Annotated in this window: 10 protein-coding genes; 8 read left to right on the forward strand and 2 right to left on the reverse strand. The window is 75.7% G+C overall.

Translation table 11 applies throughout. The features are described from left to right. From KIK08_RS34010 to hisB, 5 genes are all read left to right on the forward strand, one after another. The coding region (locus KIK08_RS34010) for an L-aspartate oxidase (RefSeq protein WP_214407424.1) at positions 1-1,155 on the forward strand (1,155 nt) is incomplete at its 5' end. Continuing rightward, positions 1,152-2,015: a carboxylating nicotinate-nucleotide diphosphorylase gene (gene nadC / locus KIK08_RS34015; RefSeq protein ID WP_214407425.1), complete on the forward strand. Its 864-nt coding sequence runs from the start codon at positions 1,152-1,154 to the stop codon at positions 2,013-2,015. The genes KIK08_RS34010 and nadC, both read left to right, overlap by 4 nt. A 158-nt stretch (positions 2,016-2,173) precedes the next feature. Next, positions 2,174-3,493, forward strand: a complete 1,320-nt coding sequence (gene hisD, locus KIK08_RS34020; protein WP_214407426.1) for a histidinol dehydrogenase — start codon at positions 2,174-2,176, stop codon at positions 3,491-3,493. Next, on the forward strand, positions 3,490-4,620 hold the full coding sequence (locus KIK08_RS34025) for a histidinol-phosphate transaminase (protein ID WP_214407427.1): 1,131 nt from the start codon (positions 3,490-3,492) through the stop codon (positions 4,618-4,620). The genes hisD and KIK08_RS34025 overlap by 4 nt, the downstream gene beginning before the upstream one ends. Then, positions 4,617-5,216, forward strand: a complete 600-nt coding sequence (gene hisB, locus KIK08_RS34030; RefSeq protein ID WP_214407428.1) for an imidazoleglycerol-phosphate dehydratase HisB — start codon at positions 4,617-4,619, stop codon at positions 5,214-5,216. Before KIK08_RS34025 ends, hisB begins: the two co-directional genes overlap by 4 nt. 9 nt (positions 5,217-5,225) lie before the next feature. Here the strand turns inward: hisB and KIK08_RS34035 are convergent, their stop codons facing one another. Then, on the reverse strand, positions 5,226-5,594 hold the full coding sequence (locus KIK08_RS34035) for a nuclear transport factor 2 family protein (RefSeq protein ID WP_214407429.1): 369 nt from the start codon (positions 5,592-5,594) through the stop codon (positions 5,226-5,228). Between the two features lie 96 nt (positions 5,595-5,690). Between KIK08_RS34035 and KIK08_RS34040 the strand changes: the two genes are divergently transcribed. The 3 genes from KIK08_RS34040 to KIK08_RS34050 all read left to right on the forward strand — a co-directional run bounded on the left by KIK08_RS34040 (position 5,691) and on the right by KIK08_RS34050 (position 9,826). Continuing rightward, positions 5,691-6,725, forward strand: a complete 1,035-nt coding sequence (locus tag KIK08_RS34040; protein WP_214407430.1) for a helix-turn-helix transcriptional regulator — start codon at positions 5,691-5,693, stop codon at positions 6,723-6,725. Between the two features lie 29 nt (positions 6,726-6,754). Continuing rightward, positions 6,755-8,356 carry a benzoylformate decarboxylase gene (gene mdlC, locus KIK08_RS34045; RefSeq protein WP_214407431.1) on the forward strand — a complete coding sequence of 534 codons (1,602 nt, stop codon included), beginning with the start codon at positions 6,755-6,757 and terminating at the stop codon, positions 8,354-8,356. 147 nt (positions 8,357-8,503) lie between these two features. Further along, positions 8,504-9,826 carry an MFS transporter gene (locus KIK08_RS34050; protein WP_308258063.1) on the forward strand — a complete coding sequence of 441 codons (1,323 nt, stop codon included), beginning with the start codon at positions 8,504-8,506 and terminating at the stop codon, positions 9,824-9,826. A 3-nt stretch (positions 9,827-9,829) separates the two neighbouring features. Here KIK08_RS34050 and KIK08_RS34055 read toward each other — a convergent pair. Further along, on the reverse strand, positions 9,830-10,521 hold a 692-nt coding region (locus KIK08_RS34055), incomplete at its 5' end, for an MFS transporter (protein WP_328516858.1).

Here is a 10,521-nt window from a genome sequence, read left to right on the forward strand (position 1 = left end):
ACCGACCGCCGCCTCCCGCTGCTCACCGGGCACGTCGCCGTCGACGCCCTGCGCGACGCCCGGGGCGCGGTCGTCGGCCTCGCCGTGCTCGACGACGAGGGCCGCCCCGGCGTGCTGCGCGCCCCGGCGGTGCTGCTGGCCACCGGCGGCTACGGCCAGCTCTACGCCTCGACGACCAACCCGGCGACCGCGACCGGCGACGGCGTGGCGCTCGCGCTGCGGGCCGGGGCGAGCGCGGCCGACCTGGAGTTCGTCCAGTTCCACCCGACCGTGCTCTACACCGGCCCGACCGTGGGGCGCCGGCCGCTGGTCACCGAGGCGGTGCGCGGCGAGGGCGCGGTGCTGCTCGACCGCGCCGGGCACCGGTTCATGGCCGGGGTGCACCCGCTGGCCGATCTCGCCCCGCGCGACGTCGTGTCCGCGGCGATCACCCGCACGCTGGCCGAGACCGGCGCCGACTGCGTGCACCTGGACGCCACGGCGCTGCCCGGTCTGCCGACCCGGTTCCCGACCGTCTACGCGGCCTGCCGGGAGGCCGGGATCGACCCGACCACCGAGCCGATCCCGGTGACGCCGGCCGCGCACTACTCGTGCGGCGGCGTGGTCACCGACCTGCACGGCCGCACCGGCGTCCGCGGGCTCTACGCGGCGGGCGAGGTGGCCCGCACCGGGCTGCACGGCGCCAACCGGCTGGCCTCCAACAGCCTGTTGGAGGGCCTGGTGATGGGGGAGCGGGCGGCCGCGGCGGTGCTGGCCGACCGCGGCGCCCGCAGCCCGTCGGGCGCGGCCGTGGAGCCGCCGCCCGCGGTGCCGATCGCGCCGCGCGCCGTCGTGCAGCGGGCGATGTCCGCCGCCGCCGGCATCGGCCGTTCGGCCTCCGGGCTGGCCGCGGCCTCCGACGCGGTCGAGGCGGTCACCGCGCTCGCCGTCCCGTGCGACCGGGCCGGGGTGGAGGACGCCGCACTGACCCTGCTCGGGCAGGCGGTGCTCGCCGCCGCCGGCAGCCGCACCGAGAGCCGCGGCTGCCACCGGCGCACCGACTTCCCCGACCGCGACGACACCTGGCAGCGCGAGAGCCTGGCCATCGGCCTGGACGCGCTGGGACGCGCGGTCGTGCTGCCCGCACTGGCCATGACGAAGGGGAGCGCGGCATGACCGGCACGCTCATCGGACCCGACCTGGACGACCTGCGGCGCGTCGTGGAGACCGCGCTGACCGAGGACCTGCGCTACGGCCCGGACGCCACGACCGCCGCCACCGTCCCCGCGGACGCCGAGGCCACGGCCGTGTTCGCGGCCCGCCGCCCGGGCGTGCTGGCCGGGGTGCCGGCGGTGCGGGCGGTGCTCGACCGGGTCCTCGGCGCCGACGGCTACCAGGTGCTCGACGCGATGGCCGACGGCGACCGCCTCGCCCCGGGCGACGCCGCGCTGACCGTGCGGGCTCCCGTGCGGGGCCTGCTGACCGCCGAGCGCACCGCCCTGAACCTGCTGTGCCACCTCTGCGGCGTGGCCAGCGCCACCGCCACCTGGGTCGACGCCGTGGCCGGCACCGGCGCCCGCATCCGCGACACCCGCAAGACGCTGCCGGGCCTGCGGCTGCTGGAGAAGTACGCGGTGCGCTGCGGCGGCGGGGAGAACCACCGCCTCGGGCTCGGCGACGCCGTGCTGATCAAGGACAACCACGTCGCCGCGGCGGGCTCGGTCGGCGCCGCGCTGGCCGCGGTGCGCGCCCACGCCCCCGACCTGCCGTGCGAGGTCGAGGTCGACACCCTGGAGCAGCTCGACGAGGTGCTCGCGCTGCGCGCCGAACTCGTCCTGCTGGACAACTTCGACGTCACCGCGACGCGGGAGGCCGTCCGGCGCCGGGGCGACGCCCCGACGCTGCTGGAGTCCTCGGGCGGGCTGACGCTGCCGGACGCGAGGGCCTACGCGGAGACGGGCGTGGACTACATCTCCGTCGGTGGGCTGACCCACTCGGTGGCGGCGCTGGACCTGGGGTTGGATCTGCTCGGCTAGGTGCCGAGGGTTCTGTCACGATTCCGCCACTCCCGGTAATCGCCTGAGGTCGTCGAATGGACCTTGTGGGTGATCCTCGGGGCCGCGTCGTGGATCAGGTGTGCAAAACCTCGGTCGGCCGGGCGTGGTGCGCCTGCGGCCGGTCGTACCCTGGGTCGGTGCTCCGCCGACTCGACCTGCGTCCCGACCCGCTCCCCGGTACCGCCCGGCTCCGCGGCCTGCTCCCGCGGGCCGAAGTGGACGTCGACGCGGCGGTGGAGCAGGTCAGACCCGTCGTCGACGCGGTGCGCGAGCGGGGGGCCGCGGCGGCCCTCGACTACACCGAGAAGTTCGACCGCGTCCGTCCCGCGGCCGTGCGGGTTCCGCGGCAGGCGCTGCAGGCGTCGCTGGCCGCCCTCGACCCGGCCGTGCGGGAGGCGCTGGGGGTGTCGGTCGCACGGGCCCGTGCGGTCCACGCCGACCAGCGCCGCACCGACGTCGTCACCCAGGTCGTGCCCGGCGGGGTCGTCACGGAGCGTTTCGTCCCGGTGCGCCGGGTGGGGCTCTACGCGCCCGGCGGCCTGGCCGTCTACCCGTCCAGCGTGGTCATGAACGTGGTCCCGGCCCAGGAGGCCGGGGTCGAGTCGCTGGTGCTGGCCTCGCCGCCGCAGGCCGAGCACGGCGGGCTGCCGCACCCCACGGTGCTGGCCGCGGCCGCGCTGCTGGGCGTCGACGAGGTGTGGGCGGTCGGCGGGGCGCAGGCCGTCGCGCTGTTCGCGCACGGCGGCGTCGACACCGACGGTGCCGAGCTGGAGCCGGTCGACATGGTCACCGGGCCGGGCAACATCTACGTCACCGCGGCCAAGCGCCTGGTCCGCGGGCTCGTCGGGATCGACGCCGAGGCCGGGACCACCGAGATCGCCGTGCTCGCCGACGCCACCGCCGACCCGGTGCACGTCGCCGCCGACCTGATCAGCCAGGCCGAGCACGACCCCAACGCGGCCTCCGTGCTGGTCACCACGTCGCCCGAGCTCGCCGACGCCGTCGACGCCGAGCTCGCCGGCCAGGTCGCGGCCACCAAGCACACCGAGCGGATCACCACCGCGCTGTCCGGGCCGCAGTCCGCGACGGTGCTGGTCGCCGACCTCGACGACGGCCTCGCCGTGGTCGACGCCTACGCCGCCGAGCACCTGGAGATCCAGACCGCGGATGCGAGGGGGGTGGCGCTGCGGGTGCGCAACGCCGGCGCGATCTTCGTCGGGCCGTGGTCGCCGGTCTCGCTCGGCGACTACTGCGCGGGCTCCAACCACGTGCTGCCCACGGGCGGCTGCGCCCGCCATTCCGGCGGGCTGTCCGTGCAGACCTTCCTGCGCGGCATCCACCTGGTCGAGTACACCGAGCAGGCGCTGTCCGAGGCGGCCGGCTCCGTGGTCACCCTGGCCACCGCCGAGGACCTGCCCGCCCACGGCCAGGCCGTCACCGCGAGGTTCGCCCGATGACCGCGGTGGAGGAGACGGTCGGCGGGCAGGTCACGCTCGACCAGCTGCCCCTGCGCGACGATCTGCGCGGCACGTCGCCCTACGGCGCCCCGCAGCTCGACGTCCCGGTCCGGCTCAACACCAACGAGAACCCGTACCCGCCGCCGCCGGAGCTGGTGGCCGACATCGTCGAAGCGACGCGCGTCGCCGCGGCCGGGCTGCACCGCTACCCCGACCGCAACGCCGTCGGCCTGCGCACCGACCTGGCCGCCTACCTCAGCGACGTCACCGGCGTCCCGCTCACCTGCGCCAACCTGTGGGCGGCGAACGGGTCCAACGAGGTCCTGCAGCAGATCCTGCAGGCCTTCGGCGGCCCGGGCCGGGTGGCGGTGGGCTTCGAGCCGTCCTACTCGATGCACCCGATCATCGCCGCCGGCACGCGGACCGAGTGGCTGCCCGCCCCGCGGCGGTCCGACTTCTCCGTCGACGTGCACGCCGCGGCTGCGGTGCTCGCCGAGCACGCCCCCGACATCACGTTCCTGACCAGCCCGAACAACCCCACCGGGCAGTCGCTGGAGCCGACCGAGCTGGCCGAGCTGGTCGACGCGGCGCCCGGCGTCGTGGTCGTCGACGAGGCCTACGTCGAGTTCTCCGAGCGGCCCAGCGCGGTCACCCTGCTGGCCGGCCACGGCCACAAGCTGATCGTGAGCCGGACGATGAGCAAGGCGTTCGCCTTCGCCGGCGGCCGGCTCGGCTACCTCGCCGCGGCGCCCGCCGTGGTCGACGCCCTGCAGCTGGTCCGGCTGCCCTACCACCTGTCCGCGCTCACCCAGGCCGCCGCCCGCGCCGCGCTGCGCCACGCCGACGCCACCCTCGCGTCGGTAACGCTGCTGCGGGGCGAACGCGACAGGGTGGTGTCCGAACTGGCCGCGGCCGGCTACGACGTGGTTCCCAGCGACGCGAACTTCGTGCTGTTCGGACGCTTCGCCGACGCCGCCCGGGCGTGGCGGGCGTTCCTGGACGGGGGAGTGCTGGTGCGCGACGTCGGCATCGCCGAGCACCTCCGCGTCACGATCGGCACCCCCGAGGAGAACGACGCGTTCCTGCAGGTCGCAGTGGACGTCCTGGCGCAGGAGGAGTGTGCATGACCAGGATCGGCCGCGTCGAGCGGATCACCAAGGAGTCGAAGGTCCTGGTCGAGGTCGACCTGGACGGCACCGGTCAGACCGAGATCACCACCGGCGTCCCCTTCTACGACCACATGCTCGACGCCCTGGGCAAGCACGCCGCCTTCGACCTTACGGTGGAGGCCTCCGGCGACGTCCAGATCGACGTGCACCACACCGTGGAGGACGTGGCCATCGTGCTGGGCCAGGCGCTGCGCCAGGCCCTCGGCGAGAAGAAGGGCATCCGCCGCTTCGGCGACGCGCTCATCCCGATGGACGAGACGCTGGCCGAGGCCGTCGTCGACGTGTCGGGGCGGCCGTACACGGTGCACGCGGGCGAGCCCGACGTCATGCAGTCGTTCGTGGTGGGCGGCCACTACCCGACGGTGCTCAACCGGCACGTCTTCGAGTCGCTGGCCTTCCACGCCCAGATCAACCTGCACGTGCTGGTGCGCCACGGCCGCGACCCGCACCACATCACCGAGGCCCAGTTCAAGGCGATCGCCCGGGCGCTGCGCGCGGCGGTCGAGTACGACCCCCGCATCACCGGCATCGCCTCCACCAAGGGCACCCTCTGACGGGGAGGGTTACGGGGCTAGGGCGAACTGGTGGTCTTCGCGGATGCGGCCCTCGTCGTCCAGGCGGGCCACGATGAGTGCGCTCCACTCCACGTCACCGCCGGCGGCCGGCCGCATGACGGCGCGGAAGGCGACGGTGCCGTGGTGGCCGTGGGCGGGGCCGTCGCGGTGGAAGCGGTAGCCCTTGTCGGCCACCAGCTCGTCGTGGGACGAGCGCACCCGCTCCCGCAGCGCGGCGTGCCCGCGGTGCTCGCGGGTGTCGGTGTACTCGGTGGCGTCGGGGGCCCACAGCTCGTCGACGGCGGCCCGGCGGGTGGCCGGGTCGGCCTCGTTCCAGATGGCGACGTAGCGGTCGGCGAACGCCTGGATGTCGGTCATGTCGTGCTCCTGTCGGGTCGGTGCGGCCGACGTTAGGAGCGCTCCACTGACACCGGTTGTCAGCGGATTGTCGGGGGTCTCTGCGAGCCTGTCGGAGTGCGCGCGAGCCGGTTGGTGGAGATCGTCCTGCTGCTGCAGACCCGCGGGAAGCTCACCGCCCGCCAGCTCAGCGAGGCGCTGGAGGTCTCGGTGCGCACGGTCTACCGCGACATGGAGGCCCTGTCGGCCGCCGGCGTGCCGGTGTACGCCGGGGCCGGGCACGACGGCGGCTACCAGCTGCTCGGCGGCTACCGCACCAAGCTCACCGGGCTGACCGCGGGCGAGGCCGAGTCGCTGTTCCTGACCGGGCTGCCCGAGGCCGCGCGCGACCTGGGCTTCGGGCCGGCGGCCGGGGCGGCCCGGCTCAAGCTGATGGCCGCGCTGCCCGAGCCGCTGCGCGGGCGGGCCGCCCGCACGGCCGCGCGCTTCCACCTCGACGCCCCGTCCTGGTACCGCGACGCCGAGGCCGCCCCGCACCTGGGCGCGGTGGCCGACGCGGTGTGGAACCAGTTGCCCGTCCGGCTGCGCTACGAGCGCTGGGCCGAGCCGCACCGGGTGGAGCGCGTGGTCGAGCCCTACGGCCTGGTGCTCAAGGCCGGCCACTGGTACCTGGTGGCCGCCGACCGGGGGCGGTACCGCACCTACCGCGTCGCCCGGATCCTCGACGCCGTCGCCGGGTCCGAGCCGTTCGACCGCGACGAGTCGTTCGACCTGGTCGCGCACTGGGAGGACTACCGCGCCGACTTCGACCGCCGCCGGCTCAGCGGCCGGGCGGTGCTGCGGGTGAGCCCGGCGATCCTGGCCGCGCTGCCCGACCTGGTCGAGCCGACCGTACTCGCGGCCGCGCAGCGCACCGCCGTCCCGCAGCCCGACGGCTGGGTGCGGGTGGAGATCCCGGTCGAGGCGCCCGACCCGGCGGTAGGGCAGCTGCTTCGCCTCGGGGCGGGGGTCGAGGTGCTGGGCCCGCCCGACCTGCGGGCCCGGATGGTCCAGGCGGTCGCCGCACTCGCCGCCACCTACCAGGGCGCGGCCGCGGAAACCAGCGCTCCGGGGCGGTTTCCCGCGCCCGACCCGGTGGGCACGCTGGGGTAGTCCGCCGTCCCCGACGCCGTGGAGGAGCCGTGCCCACCGTCCGCGAGACCACCTACCAGCTGCTGCGCGACCGGGGGCTCACCACCGTCTTCGGCAACCCCGGCTCCAACGAGCTGCCCTTCCTGGACGGCTTCCCCGACGACTTCCGCTACGTGCTCGGCCTGCACGAGGGCGCGGTGCTGGCGATGGCCGACGGCTACGCGCAGGCCGCCGGGCGCCCCGCGCTGGTCAACCTGCACTCCGCGGCCGGGCTGGGCAACGCGCTGGGCGTGCTGGCCAACAGCCGGGCCAGCGGCACCCCGCTGGTGATCACCGCGGGCCAGCAGGCGCGGGCGATGGTGGGGCTCGGGTCGGTGCTGGCCGAGCCGGACATGGTCCGGGTGCCCGAGCCGCAGGTGAAGTGGTCCTACGAACCGGCCAGGGCGCAGGACGTGCCGCGCGCCCTGTCCGAGGCCGTGCACCGGGCCGCGCTGCCGCCGGCCGGGCCGGTGTTCGTGTCGCTGCCGCTGGACGACTGGGCCGCCGAGGTCGACCCCGACGAGGTCGCGGCGCTGCCGGGGCGGCGGGTGCGGTGGGCGGGCGCCGCGTCGGGCGAGCTGGTCGCCGAGCTGTCCGCGCGGCTGTCGGCGGCGCGGTCGCCCGCGCTGGTCGTCGGGCCCGAGGTCGACGCCGTCCCCGCGTTCGAGCGGGTCGTGGCGCTGGCCGAGCGGCTGCAGGCGGCGGTGTGGACGGCGCCGACCCCGCCGCGCTGCCCGTTCCCGACCCGCCACCCGCTCTGGCAGGGTGTGCTGCCGCCGAGCATCGCCGGCGTGGCCGAGCACCTGCACGGCCACGACCTGGTGCTCGTGCTCGGCGCGCCCGTCTTCCGCTACCACGCCTACCGCCCGGGCCCGTGGCTGCCGGCCGGCACCGAGCTCGTCGCGGTGACCTCCGACCCCGCGGTCGCGGCCAGGGCGGCCTTCGGCGACGCGGTCGTCGGCGACGTCGCGGAGATCGCCGCCCAGCTGCTCGACGCCCTCCCGACGACCGCGCGCCCGGCGCGCCCGGCCCCGGCCCGCCCCGAGCCGGCGGCCGCGTCCGGTGCCGCCCCGTTCGCCGCCGACGCGGTGTTCGGGCTGCTGGCCGAGGCCGTGCCGGCGCACGCCCGGTTCGTCAACGAGTCCACGTCGAACACCGTGCAGTTCTGGCAGCACCTGCGGGTCGACCGCCCGCGCAGCCTGTTCTTCCCGGCCGCCGGCGGGCTGGGCTTCGGCCTGCCCGCCGCCGTCGGCGTGGCCCTGGCCGACCGCGCGCGCCCGGTCGTCGCGGTACTCGGCGACGGCGCCGTGCAGTACGGGGTGGCGGGGCTGTGGACGGCCGTCCAGCTCGACCTGCCGGTCACCTTCCTGGTGCTGCGCAACGGCGGGTACGGCGCGCTGCGCAGCTTCCTCGCCCAGCTGGGCGTGGGCGGCGCCCCCGGCCTCGACCTGCCCGGTCTCGACGCGGTGGCCGTCGCGGCCGGCTACGGGATGCCGGCGCAGCGCGTCGACACGGCCGAAGCGCTGGTCGAGGCCCTGCGGTGCACGGCGTCCACGCCCGGCCCGCGGTTGCTGGAGGTGGCGATCACCGCCGAGACCCGGCCCCTGGGCTGAGCCCCCGTCACGCGCTGCGCTGACCGCGACCGCGGCGCGCGACGGATGACGTAGGTGCGAATGCGGCGGCCGGCTCGCGACGCGGGCGCCCGTCGGTGCTTCAGTGATCGGGCAGTCGTGTCCTCCGGCGTCGAAGGAGTGCTGCCCGTGACCAGCCCGTCCGCCACCCCGTCCGCGCCCTCCACCAAGGGCATCTTCGTCGCCAGCTTCATCGGCACGTCGATCGAGTGGTACGACTACTACATCTTCGGCACCGCCGCGGCGCTCGTCTTCGGCAGCCTGTTCTACCCCGGCGCCGACCCCACCGCGGGCACCCTGGCCGCGTTCGCCACGTTCGCGGTCGGGTTCCTCGCCCGGCCGCTGGGCGCCGCGGTGATCGGGCACTTCGGCGACCGCCTCGGCCGCAAGTCCATGCTGGTGCTCACGCTGCTGCTCACCGGCGGCGCCACCTTCCTCATCGGCCTGCTGCCCACCTACGCCGCGATCGGCATCGGCGCGCCGATCCTGCTGGTGGCGCTGCGGCTGCTGCAGGGCTTCGGCGTCGGCGGCGAGTGGGGCGGCGCCGTGCTGATCGCCACCGAGCACGCCTCACCCCGGCGCCGGGCCGTCTTCGGCAGCTTCGCGCAGTTCGGCGTGCCGATCGGCGTGCTGACGTCGAACCTGGCGTTCCTGGCCGTGTCCGGGCTGTCCGAGGAGGACTTCCTGGCCTACGGCTGGCGCATCCCGTTCCTGATCAGCATCGTGCTGGTGGTGGTCGGGCTGCTGGTGCGCAGCAGGCTCACCGACGCACCGGAGTTCGAGCGGCTCAAGCACGAGCGGGCCGTCAGCAAGGTGCCGATCGCCGAGCTGTTCCGCACGCGCCCGCTGCTGCTCCTGCTGGCCAGCCTGGCCTCCATCGCGCCGCCCGCGGTCGGCTACACGGTGATCGTCTACATGCTGAACTACGGCACCACCGTGGTCGGGTTCGCCCGCCCGACGCTGCTGACGCTGATCCTGGTCTCCACGCTGTTCTGGGTCGCCACCATCGTCGTGGCGGCGATGGCCGCCGACCGCTACGGCGCCAAGCGCGTCTACGTGATCGGCGCGATCACCGCGGTGATCTGGCCGCTGCCGCTGTTCGCGCTGGTCAACACCGGCGACTGGGTGCTGGCGCTGATCGCGTTCATCGTCGCGGCCGCGGTGCAGGGGATCATGGCCGGCGCCCAGGGCGGGCTGTTCACCGAGCTGTTCGAGGTGCGGCTGCGCTACAGCGGGATCTCCATCGCCTACCAGCTGGGCGGCATGATCGGCGGCGCGGTCACGCCGATCGTGGCGACCGCGCTGTTCGGCGCGTTCGCGTCCTCCACCCCGATCGCGCTCTACGTGGCGACGATGTGCCTGATCAGCCTGCTCGCCGTGATCGCCATCCAGGTGCGCCCGGTCGACTCGGCCGAGCCCACCCGCCAGGTGCCCGACCCGGCCGCCGGCTGAGCGTCAGGCCCGGGCCCGACCCGCGGCGAGCACGCCCAGCACCGCGACCGCGGCGGCGATCGCCGTGGTCGCGGCGAAGGCGATCGGGCCGGAGGCGATGAGCGCGGCGAACACCGCGCCGGACACGGCCAGCACCATGGCGCAGAACAGCGCGTCGGCGATCTGCAGCGCCGCGCTGTTCGCGCCCTGCTCGGTCGGCGCCGACAGCTCCAGGGTCAGCACCGACAGCGTCGGGAAGACCATGCCCATGCCCGCACCGGCGACCAGCCACCCGGCCACGGCCGCCGCCAGCGGCACCGCGGGCACCAGCGCCGAGCCCGTCAGCAGCACGCCGACGGCGATCGCCGCCGTGCCCACCCGCAGCATCGTCGTCCGCGACGGGGCCCGGTCACGGCCCTGCAGCCACGAGCCGGACGTCCAGGTGAGCGCGGCCCCGGTGAGCACGAGCCCGGCCAGCGTGGGCGACAACCCGCGCTGCTGGGCCAGCAGCAGCGGCAGGAACGCCTCGGCGCCGAAGAACGCCGCCGCGCACAACCCGCGCAGCGCGATCACCGCCGGCAGCCCGCGGCGGGCCCACAGGGCCCCGGCCGGCAGCAGCCGGGGCCCGGCGACCACGACGGCGGCCAGCGCCACGACACCGACGCCCGCGGCGAGCGCGCCGTCGAGCTGGCCGGCCTGGTGCAGCCCGGCGGCCC

The sequence above is a fragment of the Pseudonocardia lacus genome (genome assembly GCF_018531445.1).
In the GTDB taxonomy this organism is placed as follows: Bacteria; Actinomycetota; Actinomycetes; order Mycobacteriales; family Pseudonocardiaceae; genus Pseudonocardia; species Pseudonocardia lacus.